The sequence below is a fragment of the Rhodococcus sp. Leaf247 genome (assembly GCF_001426185.1).
Lineage (GTDB): Bacteria > Actinomycetota > Actinomycetes > Mycobacteriales > Mycobacteriaceae > Rhodococcoides.
On sequence record NZ_LMRP01000001.1, the window covers coordinates 744506 to 762296 of the forward strand.

Annotated in this window: 19 protein-coding genes; 8 read left to right on the top strand and 11 right to left on the bottom strand. The window is 67.1% G+C overall.

Features of this window, described 5'->3' with window-relative positions:
• The first annotated feature begins 87 nt into the window (after positions 1-87).
• The gene (locus ASG64_RS22195; RefSeq protein ID WP_056070063.1) at positions 88-732 is read left to right on the top strand and encodes an LppP/LprE family lipoprotein; all 645 of its coding nucleotides are present in this window, start codon (positions 88-90) and stop codon (positions 730-732) included.
• Here ASG64_RS22195 and ASG64_RS03455 read toward each other — a convergent pair.
• Positions 729-1559, bottom strand: coding sequence for a TatD family hydrolase (locus tag ASG64_RS03455; RefSeq protein WP_082518026.1), 831 nt, complete (start codon positions 1557-1559; stop codon positions 729-731). The genes ASG64_RS22195 and ASG64_RS03455 overlap by 4 nt on opposite strands.
• Positions 1560-1580: 21 nt before the next feature.
• Between ASG64_RS03455 and metG the strand changes: the two genes are divergently transcribed.
• On the top strand, positions 1581-3134 hold the full coding sequence (gene metG / locus ASG64_RS03460; RefSeq protein ID WP_056070068.1) for a methionine--tRNA ligase: 1554 nt from the start codon (positions 1581-1583) through the stop codon (positions 3132-3134).
• Here the strand turns inward: metG and ASG64_RS03465 are convergent.
• Both ASG64_RS03465 and ASG64_RS03470 read right to left on the bottom strand, forming a co-directional pair.
• Positions 3113-4282, bottom strand: coding sequence for a low temperature requirement protein A (locus ASG64_RS03465; RefSeq protein ID WP_235579471.1), 1170 nt, complete (start codon positions 4280-4282; stop codon positions 3113-3115). The genes metG and ASG64_RS03465 overlap by 22 nt on opposite strands.
• The gene (locus tag ASG64_RS03470; RefSeq protein ID WP_056070070.1) at positions 4279-5667 is read right to left on the bottom strand and encodes a WS/DGAT/MGAT family O-acyltransferase; all 1389 of its coding nucleotides are present in this window, start codon (positions 5665-5667) and stop codon (positions 4279-4281) included. Before ASG64_RS03470 ends, ASG64_RS03465 begins: the two co-directional genes overlap by 4 nt.
• Positions 5668-5876: 209 nt before the next feature.
• On the opposite strand from ASG64_RS03470, the gene ASG64_RS03475 reads away from it, so the two are divergent.
• Positions 5877-7004, top strand: a complete 1128-nt coding sequence (locus ASG64_RS03475) for an alpha/beta hydrolase (protein WP_156388244.1) — start codon at positions 5877-5879, stop codon at positions 7002-7004.
• A 46-nt stretch (positions 7005-7050) separates the two neighbouring features.
• Positions 7051-7479 carry an SRPBCC family protein gene (locus ASG64_RS03480; protein WP_042574775.1) on the top strand — a complete coding sequence of 143 codons (429 nt, stop codon included), beginning with the start codon at positions 7051-7053 and terminating at the stop codon, positions 7477-7479.
• Here ASG64_RS03480 and rsmI read toward each other — a convergent pair.
• Positions 7476-8303, bottom strand: coding sequence for a 16S rRNA (cytidine(1402)-2'-O)-methyltransferase (gene rsmI / locus ASG64_RS03485; protein ID WP_442971112.1), 828 nt, complete (start codon positions 8301-8303; stop codon positions 7476-7478). The genes ASG64_RS03480 and rsmI overlap by 4 nt on opposite strands.
• A gap of 71 nt (positions 8304-8374) precedes the next feature.
• Here rsmI and ASG64_RS03490 point away from each other — a divergent pair, with 71 nt between their 5' ends.
• Positions 8375-9946, top strand: coding sequence for a dolichyl-phosphate-mannose--protein mannosyltransferase (locus tag ASG64_RS03490; protein WP_442971113.1), 1572 nt, complete (start codon positions 8375-8377; stop codon positions 9944-9946).
• Between the two features lie 38 nt (positions 9947-9984).
• Here ASG64_RS03490 and ASG64_RS03495 read toward each other — a convergent pair whose 3' ends face one another.
• The 3 genes from ASG64_RS03495 to ASG64_RS03505 all read right to left on the bottom strand — a co-directional run bounded on the left by ASG64_RS03495 (position 9985) and on the right by ASG64_RS03505 (position 12622).
• A complete protein-coding gene (locus tag ASG64_RS03495; RefSeq protein ID WP_082518043.1) occupies positions 9985-11673 on the bottom strand; it encodes a BCCT family transporter in 1689 nt (562 codons plus the stop codon).
• Positions 11674-11754: 81 nt separating this feature from the next.
• A complete protein-coding gene (locus ASG64_RS03500) occupies positions 11755-12186 on the bottom strand; it encodes a DoxX family protein (RefSeq protein ID WP_042574773.1) in 432 nt (143 codons plus the stop codon).
• Positions 12187-12259: 73 nt separating this feature from the next.
• Positions 12260-12622 carry a GntR family transcriptional regulator gene (locus ASG64_RS03505; RefSeq protein ID WP_056070073.1) on the bottom strand — a complete coding sequence of 121 codons (363 nt, stop codon included), beginning with the start codon at positions 12620-12622 and terminating at the stop codon, positions 12260-12262.
• Positions 12623-12648: 26 nt separating this feature from the next.
• On the opposite strand from ASG64_RS03505, the gene arsC reads away from it, so the two are divergent.
• The gene (gene arsC, locus ASG64_RS03510) at positions 12649-12993 is read left to right on the top strand and encodes an arsenate reductase (glutaredoxin) (protein ID WP_056070076.1); all 345 of its coding nucleotides are present in this window, start codon (positions 12649-12651) and stop codon (positions 12991-12993) included.
• Positions 12994-12998: 5 nt separating this feature from the next.
• On the opposite strand, the gene arcA is transcribed toward arsC, so the two are convergent.
• Together arcA and ASG64_RS03520 are read right to left on the bottom strand one after the other, a co-directional pair.
• Entirely contained in the window at positions 12999-14216 is a 1218-nt protein-coding gene (gene arcA / locus ASG64_RS03515) for an arginine deiminase (protein ID WP_056070079.1), read from the bottom strand.
• Positions 14213-15073, bottom strand: a complete 861-nt coding sequence (locus tag ASG64_RS03520; RefSeq protein ID WP_082518312.1) for an SDR family oxidoreductase — start codon at positions 15071-15073, stop codon at positions 14213-14215. Before ASG64_RS03520 ends, arcA begins: the two co-directional genes overlap by 4 nt.
• A gap of 145 nt (positions 15074-15218) precedes the next feature.
• Between ASG64_RS03520 and ASG64_RS03525 the strand changes: the two genes are divergently transcribed.
• Both ASG64_RS03525 and ASG64_RS03530 read left to right on the top strand, forming a co-directional pair.
• The gene (locus ASG64_RS03525) at positions 15219-15818 is read left to right on the top strand and encodes a sulfite oxidase-like oxidoreductase (RefSeq protein ID WP_056072608.1); all 600 of its coding nucleotides are present in this window, start codon (positions 15219-15221) and stop codon (positions 15816-15818) included.
• Between the two features lies 1 nt (position 15819).
• A complete protein-coding gene (locus tag ASG64_RS03530; protein ID WP_156388245.1) occupies positions 15820-16563 on the top strand; it encodes a ferredoxin reductase in 744 nt (247 codons plus the stop codon).
• 33 nt (positions 16564-16596) lie between these two features.
• Here ASG64_RS03530 and ASG64_RS03535 read toward each other — a convergent pair whose 3' ends face one another.
• Together ASG64_RS03535 and ASG64_RS03540 are read right to left on the bottom strand one after the other, a co-directional pair.
• Complete coding sequence (locus tag ASG64_RS03535; RefSeq protein ID WP_042574767.1) at positions 16597-16785, bottom strand: hypothetical protein; 189 nt, start codon at positions 16783-16785, stop codon at positions 16597-16599.
• Positions 16786-16877: 92 nt separating this feature from the next.
• Positions 16878-17624: a TetR/AcrR family transcriptional regulator gene (locus ASG64_RS03540; protein WP_235579472.1), complete on the bottom strand. Its 747-nt coding sequence runs from the start codon at positions 17622-17624 to the stop codon at positions 16878-16880.
• Between the last annotated feature and the right edge of the window lie 167 nt (positions 17625-17791).

Consider the following 17791-nt stretch of genomic DNA (forward strand, 5'->3'; position numbering starts at 1 on the left):
TGAGCATCGGTAACGATCGGGTGGTGGTCGCCGACACACCCTTCGACCGCCGAGCAGAACGCTCGGTACGGACACCCTGGAGGCCCGGTGACCACTCTCTCGCGTTCGATGGCCGTTCTCGCCGTGGCGGCATGTGCCGCCGCGGCCGTGTCGTGCGGTTCCGGCGGCACAACCGGGACGGCGCTCCCCGTCGACGACACAGCACCCTCGTCCTCCGCTCCGGCGCCTGCGTCTCCACCCGCGCCGGCTCCGGCACCGCAGGTGGAGACGCAGACCGAGACGGTCACCGTTCCGGCACCCGCACCGGTGCAGCCCGCGCAGGTGGTGCCCTGTGTCGATCCGAACTCGCTGAACGTGCGCACTGCGGTGGCGAATCTGGGTACCGACTCCCAGGGCGGGGTGTTCGTCATCGACGACCACACTCCCGGCACCAGCGCCGACGGGTGCCCGACGCTGGAGTGGGCGCGGGCGACGGGCACCGGCATCCGGAACGGGACGGTGCAGTCGCACGTCCTGTTCTTCACCAACTCGGGTGACTACCTCGGGACCGCCACGTCGGATGCGTACAGCTACACCTCGGTGGTCGGTGCGACCGACAGCACGGTCACGGTGCGCTACCGCTGGCTGAACCCCGACGACGCGTTGTGCTGCCCGTCGAACACCTCGTTCGTCGAGTTCGACCTCACCGGGAACACCATCACCCCGTACGGCGAGTTCCCGCCCCCGAACTAGACCATCCGGTAGACCCGCTCGGCCGTGGCGGTCGCCGACGCCGCGACCTCGTCGGCGGTTCGGCCGGTCGCCTCGGCCAGCGCGCGGGCCGTGTAGGGCAGGCAGTACGGCTCGTTCGGAGCACCTCGGAACGGATGCGGTGTCAGGAACGGCGCGTCGGTCTCGAGCAAGTACTGCCCGTCCGGGACCAGCTGCGCCGCCTCCCGCAGGTCATGCGAGTTCTTGAAGCTCACGGTGCCGGAGAAGCTGAGCACGTACCCCGCGTCGACACACACCTGCGCCATCTCGGGACCCGACGAGAAGCAGTGGAAGATCACAGTCTCCGGTGCGCCCTCGTCCAGCAGCACCGCGAGAACGTCGTGGTCGGCGTCGCGGTTGTGGATCATCAACGGCTTCCCGACGCGCTTCGCCAGGTCGATGTGCCACCGGAACCCGTCGACCTGCTCCTCGACCGAGGCGCAGCCGTCGAGCTTCCCCGGCCAGTAGTAGTCGAGCCCCGTCTCCCCCACGGCGACGGTGCGGGGATCTCGCGCGAGGCGTTCGATCTCGGTCTTCACCTCGTCGGTGAGCACGTTCGCCCGCGTCGGGTGGATGGCAGTGGCCGCGAAGACGCGCGAATCCCAGTGCGCCGCAGCGACGGCGAAACGGGCCGCGTCCAGGTCGTCCGCGACGGTGACGACGCGTCCGACGCCCACCGACTCGGAACGATCCAGGATCGCCGCGACCGACGCTGCATCGGTGGCCCCGCACGCGTCGAGGTGCGTGTGCGCGTCCACGAGCGGTGCGAGCGGAGTGGGCAAGTCGGGGGCGGGACGGTCTCTCGGCACGAAAGATAGAGTAGGCGCACCATGACTGAGACCGGTTCGAACAAGCCTGCGTTCTACATCACGACCGCTATCGCCTACCCGAACGGTGATCCCCACATCGGCCACGCGTACGAGTACATCTCCACCGATGTCCTCGCTCGGTTCAAGCGGCTCGACGGGTTCGACGTGCGGTTCCTGACGGGAACGGACGAGCACGGTCTGAAGATGGCGCAGACGGCGTCGAAGGAGGGCATCTCCACCGCCGATCTGGCGCGCCGGAACTCGGACGCGTTCCAGGCCATGCAGGAGTCGCTGAAGATCACGTTCGACCGGTTCATCCGCACCACCGATGCCGACCACCTCGAGGCCAGCCGCGACCTGTGGCAGAAGATGACCGACAACGGAGACATCTACCTCGACTCGTACAGCGGGTGGTACTCGGTGCGCGACGAGGCCTACTACGCCGAGGGTGAGACCACGCTTCAGGACGACGGTTCCCGCATCGCGACCGAGTCGGGCACACCGGTGGAATGGACGGAGGAGTCGACGTACTTCTTCCGACTGTCCGCGTACCAGGACAAGCTCCTCGCGCTGTACGAGGAGCGTCCCGACTTCATCCTCCCGGCGGGTCGCCGCAACGAGGTGGCGAGCTTCGTCAAGTCCGGTCTCAAGGACCTGTCGATCTCACGGTCCACCTTCGACTGGGGTGTCCAGGTTCCCGGCGATCCCGACCACGTCATGTACGTGTGGGTCGACGCGTTGACGAACTACCTCACCGGCGTCGGCTACCCCGACACCGACAGCGAGTCGTTCCGGAAGTTCTGGCCGGCCGACGTCCACATGATCGGCAAGGACATCGTGCGATTCCACGCCGTGTTCTGGCCGGCGTTCCTGATGTCGGCAGGTGTCGAATTGCCGAAACGCGTGTTCGCGCACGGCTTCCTGACCAACAAGGGCGAGAAGATGTCCAAGTCGGTGGGCAACGTCGTGAGCCCGGCGGCCTTGATCGAGGAGTACGGCCTGGACTCGCTGCGCTTCTTCCTCCTGCGCGAGGTGTCGTTCGGACAGGACGGCAGCTACAGCCACGAGGCGATCGTCACCAGGATCAACGCCGACCTGGCGAACGAACTGGGGAACCTGGCTCAGCGGTCGCTGTCCATGGTGGCCAAGAACTGCGATGCGCAGGTGCCGACACCCGGCGAGTTCACCGCCGACGACGAGGCGATGCTCGCTCGCGTCGATGAGCTTCACGCCGCGGTGCGCGGCCACATGGACGCCGTCGAGATGCACCTGGCGCTCGACGCGATCTGGTCGGTACTCGCGGAGACCAACCGCTACTTCTCGTCGCAGGAACCGTGGGTTCTGCGCAAGACGGATCCGGCACGCATGGCGACGGTGCTGTACGTGACCCTCGAGGTGCTCCGCGTGACCGTCCTGCTGACCCAGCCGTTCATGCCCGACAGCACGGCGAAGCTGCTCGACCTGCTCGGGGTGACGCAGCGCGAATTCGATTCGCTGACAACGCGTCTCACGCCGGGTGTGGCGTTGCCCAAGCCTGCGGGCGTGTTCCCCCGCTACGTCGAACCGGAGGAGTGAGCGGCCCGATCGGCGACCGTCGTGCCGACCACGACGAGCAGGATCACCGCCGTCACGGCCCCACTGACGACGGCCGATCCGGGTACCGCAGTGGCCGCGAGCACGGCCACACCGCCGACCGGCGTCACGATGTTCACCAGCCGTGACGACCGGCGGCGCATCGCCACCATCCAGAACCCCAGGACGAAGACCGCGACCGGAATCGTGATCGCGGCGGAGGACTGACGGTCCGACAGCACTCCGTCTCCCTCGATGTGCGCGACAGCCACCTCGATACCCGCGGACACCGCGCCCGCGGCCGCGAACACGAAGTAATGCGTGTAGCCGAAGCTCAGCGAGCGGCCGAGTCTCGCCCCGACCGAATCCTCCTGCGACACCGAGAAGTACAGCCACCACATGCCGGCGACGACGACGAGCGTGGCCATCGCGAGGCCGACGAGTTCGACCGTGTGATCGTGTTCGTTGATGCCGCCGACGATGGCCGTCGCCGAGGCCAGCAACGACTCACCGAGCAGGATGAGGGTGAAGAGACCGTAGCGCTCGGCGATGTGCTCGCCGTGCAACGGCGTCCGTCCCGCGCGCTCCGCCAGCACCGGGACGGCGAGCTCCGCGGCCACCAGCGCGACGAACCCGAGCACGGCCACGCTGTCGGGAAGCGCGAGGCGGGCGACCCACAACACCTGCACGACGGTGATGCCCACCGCGTATCGCACGGCGGTGGCGCGGAATTCGCTGTTGCGCAGCCCCGCCCGTATCCACTGACTCACCATCGCCAGTCGCATCACGACGTAGCCGATGGTCACCAGCGTGAAGTCGTAGTCGATCATCGCGTCGGAGACACCGCTGGCCAGGATCAGTACGCCGGCCATCTGCACGATGGTGGTCACGCGGTACAGCCAGTCGTCGGTGTCGAACGACGTGGCGAACCATGTGAAGTTCATCCACGCCCACCAGATGGCGAAGAACACCATCGCGTAGGCGCCGACGCCCGACGCGATGTGGTCCTCCTCCAGCAGATGGGCGAGTTCCACGGAGGCGAACGACACCGCGACGACGAAGACCAGGTCGAAGAACAGCTCCAGCGAACTCGCCGCTCGATGTTCCTCGTTCGGGTCCCGCGGAACCATGGGCCGCAGAGCGAGACTCACCCGTCGGCCAACTTTTCGAGCTCCTCGAGTGCGGTGTCCAGATGCGTGAGCATCCGCTGCAGGGACGGCACGCTCCGTCGATCGCCGACCAGTCCGAAGTTCACGTTGTCGGCATTGGTGGCCAACGTGATGTTCAGCGCCTGACCGTCGAGGACGATCGACGCCGGATACACCCCGTCCAGTCGCGCACCGTTCCAGTACATCTCGGTCTTCGGGCCAGGCACGTTGGAGATGATCACGTTGAACGGCGGTGGAGTGTTACGCACGAAACCCGGGACGGGAGTCAGCAACAGGGGGGCCATCACGGCGGCACCGTAGCTCAGCGCCTGCAGCGGAGACAAGTTGCGCATCATCGCCTTCGACTCGTTCATCGACGAGACGACGGAGGCGAGACGACGCTCCGGGTCGGGCTGATCCGTGCCGAGGTTGCACAGCACGGTGGTCACGGCGTTGCCACCGTCCGCGTCGGCACCGGCCTCACGCATCGACACCGGCACCATGGCGATCAACGGCTGATCGGGCAGCGCATTGCGGTCGATGAGGTACGAGCGCAACGCACCCGAGCACATCGTCAGCACGACGTCGTTGAGGGTGACTCCCAGGGCCGACGCGATGTCCTTCATCCGCGACTTGGACCACTGTTGCGACGCGAACCGCCGCGCTCCGCCGATCGGCACGTTGAGCATCGTCCGGGGCGCCGTCAGCGGCAGCACCATCTCGTTGCCCCGCAACTTGTTGATGCCGATGCGGGCCGCGGCGGGACCGACTCCCGCCAGCTCCCCGGCCGCCTTGGCCCCGGTCGTGAGAAGGGACATCAGTCCGCCCTCGTCGACCTTGGCGACCTCCGTGCTCTTCTTCGGGCGCTCGAACAGCGCCGGATTCCAGATGGGGCCGCAGTCCCGCGCCTCCGGATCTGCCGAGAGGGTGCGTTCGAAGAGCTTGAGGGCGGAGACGCCGTCGACGAGCGAGTGGTGGATCTTGCTGTAGAGGGCGACGCGCCCGTCGGCAAGTCCTTCGATGATGTGCAGCTCCCACATCGGCCGATGTCGGTCGAGCGGCGCACTGTGTTCGGCGGAGATGTAGCGCAGCAGCTCGCGGACGCGGCCCGGTCGCGGCAGCATGATGCGCCGGACGTGATGCTCGAAGTCGAGCTCCTCGTCGTAGATCCAGCGCACGGTGCCCATGAAGTTCACCGGCGGCGCCGGGCGCTTGCGGAACAGTTTGTAGACGTCGGTCGCGGCCTGGAACGTCTCGTAGATCTGCATCCCGAAGTCGTCCCCCGCGTCCTCGGGCGGGACGAACAGCTGGAGTCCCCCGACATGCATGGGATGCTCCCGCGTCTCGGCGAGGAGGAACATCGACTCGGTGACCGGCATGAACGGCATGTGATCTGGCCTCTCTCGGAGCGTCGCTACCGCTGTCGCGGTACGGCTCACCTGCATGTTCACGGTGGTGGCCACAGGTTACGACCTGCACCCACCACGTTTGGAGAACGTCACGAAGTGACGCCGGTTACAACTATTCCTCGAGATGTGTTTCGTTTCGGCCCTATCGTGCGATTCATAGGAAGAGCAAGGAAGTGGAGGGCCGCATCATGAGTATCGCCTCGGCCGAGTCGACACCGTCGTTGTCCCAGTCATCGTCGTACCGCGGATCAGCACTGGCAGTTCGCCGCGCCCTGGGACGGTCCCATCAGGTGGACCGCCAGGAGTTCGACGGCGTCAGCGTGCAGTCGGCCATCCTGTCCAGGTACCTGAGGGCGACGGTCCGCCCGTTCCTCGGCGTCTGGGCCCGCACTCACACACTTCCCTGGCCCATGTCGCTCGTCGACCACGCCGGGCGCTTCCTGCCTGCTGTCGGGGACACGACCTGCTCGCCCGTCGGACTCGACAACTGTCGTGCCGAGTGGATCCGCACCGACCGGCCTCGGCGCGTCGGCGCCGACGGACGCGACGAGCGTCCGGTACGCCGCGGTGACAAGGACCGCGTGATCCTCTACCTGCACGGCGGCGCGTTCGTCGTGTGCGGTCTGAACAGTCATCGTCGCCTGACCTCGCGCATCGCCCGCTCGACCGGCGCCGACGTGTTGGCCGTCGACTACCGGATGATGCCGCACAATCCCATCTCGCACGCGGTCGAGGACGGCGTCGACGGCTACCGCTACCTGCTCGACTCGGGCTACCTGCCCGAGCAGATCTTCATCGCCGGTGACTCCGCCGGCGGCTATCTCGCGTTCATGGTCGCGCTGGCACTCAGGACGCAGGGTCTCGCACCCGCCGCCGGAGTCATCGCCCTGTCCCCGCTGACCGACCTGGACCCGGCACGGAAGATGGCGCACGCCAACGCGGACCGCTGCGCGGTGTTCCCCAAGTACGCCGTTCCGGCCCTGACGGATCTGGCCGACGAGGTCGACGCTCGCCTGGTGGTCGACGGAGTTCGTGGACCACGCGTGAACCCTGTCGACGCCGACCTGTCGTCGATGCCGCCGGTGCTGATCCAGGTGGGCTCCTCCGAGATGGTGTACGCCGACTCCGAGCTGATGGCGGACAGACTCGCCGACGCCGGCATCGAGTGCCGTCTGCAGGTATGGCAGGACCAGGTCCACGTGTTCCAGGCAGCCGATTTTCTTCCCGAATCGGTACGAGCCGTCGCCGAGATCGGAGCGTTCGTGGACGAACGGGTGTGGGAAACCGCCCGTCCGGCACTGCGTACCGGTGCGTGACACCGGAACAGCCCTCTAGCTGTTCACAGTCGGTTACATTCACCCCATGGCTGTCAGCGGAAACAGAGAAGTCGAGATCGAAGCACCCCTCGCGGAGGTCTTCGCCGTCATCGCCGACCTCGAGGGTCTTCCGGCCTGGTCGTCGATCCACAAGAAGGTGTCGGTGCGTGAGCGCGACGATCAGGGTCGCCCTGTTCTCGCCGACATGACCGTCGCCGTCATGGGGATCACGGACGAGCAGGTGCTGAAGTTCACGTGGACCGACACGTCGGTGGCGTGGGACGTCGTCGAGAGCACTCAGCAGAAGTCCCAGCACGCCGAGTACCGACTCACGGAGACGGACAAGGGAACTCACCTCGAGTTCGAGATCACCCTCGACCCGAAGATCCCCGTTCCCGGATTCATCGTCAAGCGCGGCACCAAGTCCGTTCTGGAGACTGCGACGGACGGGTTGCGCCAGCAGGTCGTCGGTTAGACCCGCGCTGCGAGCACAGCTTCGTACAGCTCCCGCTTCGACACGTCGGCAGCGGTCGTCGCGGCTACCCGTGCGCACGCATCCTTGAGTCCGAGTCCTGCGGTCACCAGATCCTCGACCTCGGCGACCAGGTCCGCCGGGTCGGCGACCGTGGGTTCGGCACCGGCGAGCACGACGGTGATCTCGCCGCGCACGCCGTCGGCGGCCCACTCGGCCAGTTCACCGAGGGTCCCACGCTTGACCTCCTCGTAGGTCTTGGTCAGCTCGCGGCACACGGCTGCGCGACGATCGTTCCCCAGCACCAGGGCGGCGTCGGCCAGACACTCGGCGATGCGGTGCGGAGCCTCGAAGAACGCGACCGCCCGGCTCTCGGTGAGCAGCGTGCGCATCCACGCCTGGCGGGGACCCCGCTTGCGGGGAGCGAAGCCGTCGAAGCAGAACCTCTCCACCGGAAGTCCCGACAGGGCCAGTGCGGTGGTGACGGCCGAGGGGCCGGGCAGGCAGGTCACGCCGATACCGCCTTCTGCGCACGCCGCGACGAGGCGATAACCGGGGTCACTGACCGACGGCATGCCCGCATCGGTGACCAGCAGGACGTTGCGGCCCTCCCGCATCTCCTCGACGAGGCCCGGAACACGGTCGGTCTCGACCTGGTCGTAGAAGCTGACGACGCGCCCGGTGATCTTCACACCCAGGGCGGTGGCCAGCGATTTCGTGCGGCGAGTGTCCTCTGCCGCGACGATGTCGGCGGTGGCCAGCGCGTCGCGCAGACGCGGCGACGCATCCGCGGGATTGCCCATCGGTGTCGCACCGAGTACCAGCACGGGTGATCCCTCATCTCGTTCGCGATCCTGCGTCACGGTCTCCCCGCGCGTTCCTAGCCTACGATCGAACGGTGACCCTGCTGACCGCGCGTGCCGACGGTGCGCGCGAGTCGTCGGATCCCGGCGGCGCACAGCCCACCGCACATCTCGTCTCCCCCGCTCCCTCCTTGCCGTCCGCCGTGTTCGGGCCGACCGACCGACTGCGGGGATGGATCGCCACCGGCGTCCTCACGGTCATCGCCGCCATCACGCGATTCACGATGCTGGGATATCCGACGGATGCGGGCACCCCGGTGTTCGACGAGAAGCACTACGCACCGCAGGGGTACCAGGTGCTCACCGGCGGCGGAGTCGAGGACAACCCTGCGTACGGACTGGTGGTGCACCCGCCCGTCGGCAAGCAGCTGATCGCGGTGGGCGAAGCCCTGTTCGGCTACTCCGGGTGGGGGTGGCGCTTCTCGTCCGCCGTGTTCGGCGTCGTGCTGGTGCTGCTCGTCGTCCGCATCGTGCGCCGGATGACGCGCTCGACGATGCTCGGGGCGATCGCCGGGATCCTGCTGATCGCCGACGGCGTCACCTTCGTGACGTCGAGGGTGGGCATGCTCGACATCTTCATGGTGGTGTTCGTCGTCGCCGCGTTCGGTGCACTGCTGCGCGACCACGACGACGTCCTCGAACGGCTGCACAGGGCCGCCGTGGACGGCCGACTCGACGCCTCCACGTGGGGGCCGCGTCTGGGTGTGCGCTGGTGGCGCTTCGGAGCCGGCATCTTGTTGGGGCTCGCGTGCGGCACCAAGTGGTCCGGGATCTACTTCATCGCCTTCTTCGGCGTGATGAGCGTGGCGCTCGACGTCGTGGCCCGTCGCCGGTACGGCGTGACCCGCCCGTGGGTGGGCACGATCGTGCGCGACGTGGGGCCGGCGCTGTACGCCCTGGTCGCGATCCCCGTCGGGGTCTACCTGGCGACGTACGCCGGGTGGTTCGCCAGCGAGACGGGCGTCGACAGGCACGCCGTGGGCACCGACGTCGGATACGGCGGACCGTTCTCGTTCGTGCCCGACGCGCTGCGCTCGCTCTGGTACTACAGCGGGAACGTTCTGGACTTCCATGCCGGGTTGACCAATTCGGCAGGGAACCGGCACCCGTGGGAGTCGAAGCCGTGGACGTGGCCGATGGGGCTACGCCCTATGCTGTACTACTTCGCCGACGGGCAGCAGATCACCGGATGCTCGACAGGCACGAACTGCGTGAAGGCCGTCATGCTCGTCGGGACACCGGCGATGTGGTGGTTGGCGTTCCCCATGCTGGGGTGGGCGTTGTGGAGCACCGTGGCACGACGCGACTGGCGTTACGCCGTCGTCCTGGTCGGCTACGGCGCCGGCATCCTGCCGTGGTTCCTGACGTTGGACCGTCAGATGTACTTCTTCTACGCGGCGACGCTGGCGCCGTTCCTCATCATGGGCCTGACTCTGGTCCTGGGAGACGTGCTGCGGCGCCTGCGGGGCAGACCGGGCCTGATCGTCGTCTCGCTGTACGTCGCCGTGGTCGTCGCCAACCTCGTGTGGCTGTGGCCCATCCTCACCGGTCAGCCCATCACGGCGGGAATGTGGCAGAACCAGCTGTGGCTGCCGAGCTGGCGGTAGTCGCCGGCTCGACAGCCACAGGGCAGTCGGAACTATTTCTACAGCTCGGCTCGGCCGCGATCCTTGATGCGTCGCAGACGTGAACGCTTCTGCTCCAACACCAACGGGTCGTGCGACAGGTCTCGGTAGAGCGAGACGGACAGTCCGATCATGACCAGCACGAACGGCGCTGCGGCAATGATCGTCATCGTCTGAAGGCCGTTGAGCGCGTCGGCTCCGCCAGTCCACAGGATGATCGCCGCCGTTCCACCGGTGATGGCACCCCAGAACACCACGACCCAGCGGCTGGGCTCGAGCGAGCCGCGCTGACTGAGCGTGCCCATGACCATCGACGCGGCATCGGCACCCGAGACGAAGAACACCGCGACCAGAACCATGACCACCACGGTCGAGATGCCGAACAGCGGCAGGTTCTCGAGCATGCCGAACAACTGCGACTCGCTGCTGCCCCGTGCCGCCAGGTCGACGCCGTCACGCTGCTCGGCGATGCCGGCTCCACCGAAGATGGAGAACCACACCAGGCTGACGGCGCTGGGGATCACGATGACGCCGATGATGAACTCGCGGACGGTGCGACCACGGCTGATGCGTGCGAGGAACATCCCGACGAACGGGGTCCACGAGACCCACCATGCCCAGTAGAAGATGGTCCACGACGAGAGCCACGAGGCCGTCTCGGGATCCGACGACGCAGCGGAGCGCGCCGACATGTGGAACAGCTGGCTCGCGTAGTCGCCGATGGTGGTCGGGATGAGGTTCAGGATCAACACCGTCGGCCCGAGAACGAACACGAACAGGGCCAGCACCAGTGCCAGCACCATGTTGAAGTTCGAGAGCCACTGGATGCCCTTGGCGACGCCGGACACGGCGGACGCGACGAAGGCGAGGGTCAGCAGGGCCACGATCGCGACGAGGAGCAGAGTGCCGGCCTCCCCGAGCCAGCCGATGACCTCGACGCCCGATCCGATCTGCAGTGCGCCGAGACCGAGAGACGCGGCCGTGCCGAACAGCGTCGCGAAGATTGCAAGGATGTCGATGACCTTGCCGACGGGGCCGTCGGCACGACGTCCGAGAAGCGGGAAGAAGGCCGAGCTGATCAGCTGACGGCGGCCGCGCCGGTAGGTGCTGTAGGCGACTGCCAGGCCCATGACCGCGTAGATGGACCACGGGTGCAGGCTCCAGTGGAACATCGTGGTCGCCATCGCCGTCCCGACACTGCTGTCGGTTCCGGGCGGCGGGGTGACGAAGTGAGTCAACGGTTCGGAGACGCCGTAGAACATCAGGCCGATGCCCATACCGGCGCTGAACATCATGGCGATCCAGCTGACGGTCTTGAATTCGGGCTTCTCGCCGTCCTTGCCCAGTGGGATGCGTCCGTACTTCGAGACCGCCAGGTAGATACAGAACAGCACGAAACCGGTGGCGGAGATGATGAACAGCCACCCCATGTTCGTCACTAGCCAGTCGAGCGTGGCCGAGGTGACGGTCTCGAGGCTGGACGGTCCCGCGAGACCCCAGACGATGATGGCCGTGACCACCGCGGCTGCGACGCCGAACACGATCGGGTCCAGCGTCGCGCGCGCGGGTGTCGGTGGATCACCGGGATCTCCGTGATCGGGTGGCGCAGCCGTCCGTATTTCAGCGGATGCGGCGTCGTCTCGCCCGTTGTCGCCGCGCTTCCGGGGAGCCTCCGAGGGTCCTGTGTCGGTCTCTACACGCGATGTCATGGACGTTCACGTTGCTCGCCTCGAGCCCCGGGTGCAAGTTCACAAGCCGGACCGATCGGGCTATACGGACGTTCGTGCAGGTCAGGCCTTGACGCGAGACCGCGAGCCGTTTCGACGGAATGCACGGTCGACGCTGTACGTGCCCGATCCGACGGCGACGAGCAGCAGTGCGCCCGCACCCAGTGCGACGACGAGTTCCCAGCCGCCGTCGGTCACGAAGACACCCTTGTCCGCGTGCACGAAGACGAGGGCGCCGACCATGTCGACCACCAGCAGGATCGCTGCGACGGACGTCAGCAGACCGAGGATCAGCAGGCCTCCGCCGATCAGTTCGACGAAGGTGGCGAAGTACGCGGAGACCTTCGGAGCGGGGATGCCGAGTCCCTCGAATCCGGCGGTGGTGGCATCGAGTCCGTTGGTGCTGAGCTTCTGCCAGCCGTGGGCGACGAAGACGACTCCCAGGGCGACGCGCGCGATGAGGGCGGCGATGTCTCGGACGACAGGTGTGTTCACGTCGGGGGCCTCGATTTTCGATGAGTAGGTCGGATCGGTCGGAGCCCACGATGACACACAGTTAGTTGAAGCGTCAACCTAACTCGCGTAGTGCGGTACGGACGTACTTCATCGCGACGTCGTCGTCGATTCCGGCGCGGCGAGCCGCCTTCACATAGGCCGTGGCCGCCAACTGCACCGCCCCGGCGGACGGATCGCCCCCGGCTGCGACGAACGTGCCCGACCGTCCCCGCGTCTCGATCACGCCGTCCTTCTCGAGTTCGCGGTACGTCTTGGCGACGGTGTTCGGCGCCAACGTCAGCGTGTCCGCCAGTGCACGCACCGTGGGAAGCTTGGACCCCGCGATCAGGTCACCCGATCGCACCGCGGCGACGATCTGCACCCGCAGCTGCTCGAAGGGTGCCGTCGCCGACCCGTCATCGATCGCGAACTTCACTGCCCTACCCCCGTCATACTTGCTCCATGTCAGTGACGATCTATCACAACCCGCGCTGCGGGACCTCACGTACCGTCCTCGCGACCATCCGCGACGCCGGAATCGAGCCGACCGTCGTCAAGTATCTCGAGACTCCCCCCGACGAGGACACACTTCGCCGTCTCATCGCCGATGCGGGCCTCACGCCCGGCACCGCCGTCCGTAAGCGCGAGACCGTGTACAAGGAACTCGCTCTGGCCGAGGCCGACGACGAGACCGTCCTGCGGGCGATGCTCGACAATCCGATCCTCATCGAGCGGCCCTTCGTCGTCACCGACCGCGGAACGATCCTCGCGCGCCCGGCCGCCACCGTGACGTCCGTTCTGAGCTAGTCCCGCTAGGCGAGGGGGTCGCGGGAGACCGGGCAGGACATGCAGCGCGGCCCCCCGCGACCGGACCCCAGTTCGGACCCGGAGATCCGCAGCACCTCGATGCCGGACGCCTCGAGCCGCGCGTTGGTCTCGACGTTGCGCTCGTAGGCGACGACGACTCCGGGAGCCAGCGCGAGCGTGTTGTTCCCGTCGTCCCACTGCTCGCGCTCGGCCGTCACGTTGTCCAACCCGGTGTCGATGACCCGTAGCTTCCCGATACCCATCGCGTCGGCAGCCGCGTCGAGGAACGGACTGGCGCCCACGATGGACACCCCGCTGTCTTCCCGTCGGATCGTGAACGCGGACAACGTGTCCTGGATGATCGGGTACATCACGACGGCGTCCGTGTCGACCATCGTGCATACCGTGTCCAGATGCATCGAGGCCCGCTCCTGCGCGATGGGCACCACCAGGACGGTGTGGGCCAACTCGTCGTCGAACAGGCTGCGCGCCAACGCTTCCGCCCCGGCCGGTGTCGTGCGCTCCCCCACGCCGACCGCCACGACACCCGGCGCCAGGAGCAGGACGTCGCCGCCCTCGACCGGGGCGGTGTGCGATTCGTAGGCGCGACGGACTCCGAGGAACCGGGGGTGGAACGCGTAGATCAGATCGGTCAGCGACGTCTCGCGGGATCGAGCGCGCAACGCGAGCGACGTGATGGCCACCCGCTTCTGGATCCAGAACGAGGAGTCGCGGGTGAACAGGAGATTCGGGAGCGGTTCGATGACGAAGTCCGCGCCGTGATGCATACGCCGGACGAGGGAGACGCCCGAGTCGTCGGCGACCGGCAGTTCGTCGAACGTCATGCCGGCCATCAGCACGGTCGCCAACTGCGGCGCAGGAAGTCCGCGGAGGTAGGTCGCCAGATCGCGGGCGAGGACATGGCCCAGACGCCGGGGGTCCACCGCCGCGGACACACCCTGCACCCGGGCAGCCCCACTGCGTTCCAGAGTCTCCGTCAGCAGGTCGCCCAGGAGGAGTACTTCGACTCCTCTATCGGTCAGGAGTTGCGCGAACGCATCGTGCTCGTCCCGCGCTCGATCGACCCAGGGCAGACCGTCGAACAGCAACTGGTCGTTGTTGCGCGGGGTCAGGCGACGGAGTTCGTCGCCGGGGCGGTGCAGCATCACCGTGCGGAGCGTGCCCACCTCGGAATCGGCGCCGAGCGGCGGCGTGAACGTCATCGGCGTCTCCCGCGACGCGGGGGTTTCAGCAACGACGAGAAGTGGTCGTTCGCGGCCTGCATGGCGACCTCGTAGGGCAGGGCGAACTTGCGGGCGACCCAGTATCCGACGCGAATGTCGTTGCTGGAGTAGATGAGGAAGTGCCGCCGGGCCATCCCGGTGAGAATCTTCTCGGCCACCACCTCGGGCGAGACGGCACGCTTGTCGAAGCGCGCCGCCAGCTTCGCCACTCGCGGTTCGCTCCGGTCGACCCCGGCGATCTGGACGGTGTCCACCAGCGGAGTCCGCACGGCGCCGGGCACGACCAGGCTCACGCCGATGCCGTGGCGCGCCAGGTCGAACCGGAGCACCTCCGACATTCCCCGCACGCCGAACTTGCTCGCGCTGTACGCGGCATGCCAGGGGTAGGCCAACAGCCCGGCGGAGGACGACACGTTGACCAGATGCCCACCACGACCCGCGGTAACCATCGGCGGCACGAACGATTCGACGACATGGATCGGGCCCATCAGGTTCACATCGACGAGCGCCTTCCACGTCTCGTGAGCCATGTTCTCCACGGTGCCCCACGCGGAGATACCGGCGATGTTCATGACGACGTCGACGCTGCCGACCTCGGCATGCACCGCGTCGGCGAAGTCACGAACCTGCTCGTACTCCGAGACGTCCAGGGCCCGACTCGACACGACCGTGCCTCCCGCGTCCGTGATGTCGCGGACCGTCCGGTCCAGGCCGGCCTCGGCGATATCCGTGAGGACCATCCGCGCGCCTCTCGACGCCGCCTCGAGCGCGGTCGCGCGGCCGATTCCGCTGGCTGCACCGGTGACGAGAACGATCGCCCCGCGCAGATCGGCCATCGACCGGCCGGCCTTCCTGTATCCACCCAATCTGCCCAGCACCATGCGGGTTCGGCCTCTCGTCGGTGGATATCGACACTACCGCGCCGACCGACGCGTGGTCCGACTTGTCAGAGCCGCGGGCGGCGGCGCAGACTTTCCCACCATGGCGTTGATCTCGAAGGGCTTCGTGGGCCGCAGGCGCGGCGACGACGGACGCACTCCCCCCGGCCAGTACCTCACCAAGGACTTCCCGGTGCTCGCGATCGGGCCCGCGCCCGTCGTTGCGACCGACACGTGGTCGTTCTCCGTCACGTCGGAAAGTGGGGAGACGCGCGAGTGGACGTGGGACGAGTTCGCCGCGCTCCCCCACGAGACGCCGACCGTCGACATCCACTGCGTCACCAAGTGGTCGAAGCTCGACACCAGCTGGAACGGCGTCAGCCTCGACCTCCTCCTCGACGGCATGGATACCGACGCCGGGTACGTGGTGGTCCACGGGTACGACGGGTACACCACCAACCTTCCGCTCGAGGATCTCCGCGACGGAAAGGCTTGGGTGGTCACCGAATTCGACGGGGCGCCCCTGACGCGCGAACACGGCGGCCCCGCGCGGCTCCTCGTCCCGCACCTGTATTTCTGGAAGTCCGCGAAGTGGGTCTCACGTATCGAGCTGACGGTGGACAACGAGCAGGGTTTCTGGGAGCGCGGCGGCTATCACGACTACGGAGATCCGTGGCGCGAGCAGCGTTACCAGGGCGACTGACGTGACGGGAGCACACCCGTGGCTCGTCGCGACGGTCGAGTCCGTTCGCCGCGAGACACCGTCCGCGTCCACCCTCGTCCTCGACGTCGACGGCTGGCCCGGACATCAGGCCGGCCAACACGTGGACGTCAAACTCACCGCGGAGGACGGGTACAGCGCTCAGCGCAGCTACTCGTTGGCGTCGGCACCCGACGGGTCCTCCCGTGTGGAGATCGCGGTGCAGAACGTGTCCGACGGAGAAGTGTCGCCGTACCTCGTCGGGAACGTCGAGGTCGGTGACCGGTTCGAGATCCGCGGTCCCATCGGCCGGTGGTTCGTCTGGCGCCCCTCGCGACCCGACGAGACGCCGTCTCCCCCGATCCTGCTCATCGGCGGCGGGTCGGGCATCGTCCCGCTCCGTGCGATGGTGCGTGCGCAGGCGTCCGCCACAGGTGGCCGGGTGCCCTTCCGGGTGCTCTACTCCGTGCGGGAACCGGCCGAGGTGTACTTCGAGCAGGAGTGGGCTCATCCGCCTCCCGGTGTCGACGTGACCACTCTCTTCACGCGTCGCGCACCTGCGGGGTCGACCCGACCTCTGGGCCGCATCACGGTCGAGGACCTCGACGCCCACGGGTGGCCGGCCGAGTTCGAGCCGCGGTGCTACATCTGCGGTCCCACCAGCTTCGTCGACACGGTCGCGGACATGCTGGTCGCCCGAGGACACTCCGCAGCGAACATCCGCACGGAGCGCTTCGGTCCCAGCTGATCGGGGTGCACGAGAATCAGAGGCGCACGAGGATCAGAGGCGCGTGGTCATCTCGTCCTGGTACTCACGCACCGTCCGCTCGATGCGGGACGCGTCGTCCTCCGCACCCCGCCGGCGCGCGTCGTCGGCGCGCGACTGCAGGACCCGGATGGCCTTCCGCAGTTCGTTGTCCGACATCCTGCGTCCGGATGTCGCACGTTCCTGCGTGGCGGCGTCGTTCATGATGTCCTCCCGAGTTCACCGAGCGACCGGGCCACGTGTGTGACCCGCATCACTGCAGTGTGCTCTCGTCGGACGCTGCGCGCCAGTACTCGTCAGTGGTCGACGGAGACCTCGGTGGTCGAACGATCGCGGACGAAGCTGGACAGGCTCCGCGAGGCGAACTCGCGGAAGTACGGGAGCTTGGCCGGCGGCACGAGCGAGGGAAGAATCGTGTGCCAGACCTGCTCCATGCGCACCGCGGCTCCGTCGAGACGGGCGGTGCCCTCGGCGACCATGAGAACGCCGCTCAGCATCTCGGAGACCAGGCAGGACGCCGTCTCGGAGTCGAGGGAGTCGATCACGTCACCGTGCTCGATGGCGCGCTCGAACAGGTGGGAGAATATGTTCTGCCATGTACCGAAGACACTGCCGCGCGAGGGATCCGGAGCGTCCACCTCGAGCTGGAGCCGGTACATGATGCGCACCAAGTTGTCCGTATTGGCAAGGTCGAGAACAGAGTACGTGATGCCGATGACGGATTCCAGTGCGGGAGAACGGCTGTCGACCATTCCGGTGCACGCGGCGGCCACACGCTCACGACCCTCGTCGACCAGCGCGCGCGCCAGTTCTTCCTTCGAGGCGAAGTGGAAGTAGAGAGCACCCTTGGTGACTCCCGACTCGGCGGAGACCTGACTCAGGGTCGCCGTGGCATGACCGACCCGGAGGAACAGATCGGCAGCAGCCCGGAGGGCCGCAGACCGCGTTGCCTCTGCACGTAATTGCCTGACCATTGTTGCTCCCCACTCGGTGACGCGCGTCCGGACGACTCGCCCGGACCGCAGGTATGAATCCCGTGCCACACCCTTCTGCTGCGCATGATCATGATAGGCACACGACAGTGCTGATCGTCGCCACAAGAATGCACTCGAGACAAAATCACAATAACCCGGGGCGCGATAGCGAGTGCCTGCACCGCTAGCGTTGTTTCTACTCGTCGGTAGGTATGTAAAAGTGCGTCAATCGTTCA